Here is a 1,154-nt window from a genome sequence, read left to right on the forward strand (position 1 = left end):
GAGAGGCCCGCAGGCAGGCGTGGCGCTACTTCGGCGGGTTCTGGGTATGGTTGGCCTCGATCGGAGCCGCAGGGGCGCTTCTGGGCGCGCTGCTGGTGTTCTGGCTGCAAGGCCGCGCCGATGCCCGAGAGTTCGGCCAGTATCCCCGCATCTACTGCCTGTCAGCAGGCGGGCAGATCGCCACGAACCCGGAAGGCCGCAGGTTCTGCGGCGTCTGGATCGACCCGCCACCGCAATAGGCCGGGGCGTAACCTTCACCCGGATTATCGGTGAGGGGCTACGTCCGCCTCCAGCAGCATCCGCACATAGCGGGTGTAGGGGATGCCGCTGGCCTTGGCCTTGGCCTTCACCGCGTCCAGCAGCGAGGCGGGCAGGCGCATGTTCAGCGAGGCCGCTTTCGGCTCGATCTCGAACCGCATCGGCTTGAAGCCTGACAGGTCGTATTCGGTCAGGTCTGCTGCCTCCACGAACGCTTCCGCCTCGGCATCGCTGCTGAGCGGCGGCAGGGGCTTACGATGTGCCTTCATAGTGCGCGATCTCCTTTTCGTGCATGTAGCGGGCGCTGATGGGCCGCAACTTCGTCTGGCCGTCGATCTCTCGCAGCATGAACACCACGAACACATAGCGACCGGCAGCGGATTTCCCGATGGCGCGCATCCGCGCTTCCTCTGGGAATGGGTCAGCCAGGACAGCAGGTGTCCGGGTGAAAACCTCCTCGATCTCGGCGCGGGAAACGCCATGCTTGCCGCACTTCGGCCAGTTGCCCTCGTCCCAGTCGAAGCCAGCAACCTTCATGAACGCTCAGAGATGATGTCTACACAAACGTAATGTAATGCTTTCGTCTGCCTTTGGGAAGGGCTAGCCGCGCTCACCCGCCACCTTGCTTTTTTCAAAGCAAAAACCAGACCTCGACATTGGCAGGGCCAGAGGCGCATGGGCGCAAATGGAGTGCCACGGTTCCACCGGACCAGCGGTCGTGCTTACCGCGACCGCAAGCGCCCGGTGCGCGCCGCGCCGTTTTTCCTAGTGTTATTAGTGTTACCTTACGGAGTAAGTTACGGGCGCGAAAATTGCCCGTAACTTACTGACTAAATAGCAGGAAACTATCCACAGGGTTCCGAAAGGGTCAAACTTTGGTTCCGAAAGGGTCAAAC

At 61.6% G+C, this 1,154-nt stretch carries 3 protein-coding genes; 1 reads left to right on the top strand and 2 read right to left on the bottom strand.

Annotated features, from left to right (window positions below; genetic code table 11):
* Window positions 1-239 (top strand): hypothetical protein (locus BLQ03_RS18515; protein ID WP_175558948.1); only part of this gene is annotated, 239 nt, incomplete at its 5' end.
* A gap of 24 nt (window positions 240-263) precedes the next feature.
* On the opposite strand, the gene BLQ03_RS17790 is transcribed toward BLQ03_RS18515, so the two are convergent.
* Together BLQ03_RS17790 and BLQ03_RS17795 are read right to left on the bottom strand one after the other, a co-directional pair.
* A complete protein-coding gene (locus tag BLQ03_RS17790) occupies window positions 264-527 on the bottom strand; it encodes a BrnA antitoxin family protein (RefSeq protein ID WP_090757611.1) in 264 nt (87 codons plus the stop codon).
* Window positions 511-795 carry a BrnT family toxin gene (locus tag BLQ03_RS17795; RefSeq protein WP_090757612.1) on the bottom strand — a complete coding sequence of 95 codons (285 nt, stop codon included), beginning with the start codon at window positions 793-795 and terminating at the stop codon, window positions 511-513. Before BLQ03_RS17795 ends, BLQ03_RS17790 begins: the two co-directional genes overlap by 17 nt.
* Window positions 796-1,154: the final 359 nt, after the last annotated feature.

It is taken from the genome of Paracoccus chinensis (assembly GCF_900102885.1).
GTDB classification, from domain to species: domain Bacteria; phylum Pseudomonadota; class Alphaproteobacteria; order Rhodobacterales; family Rhodobacteraceae; genus Paracoccus; species Paracoccus chinensis.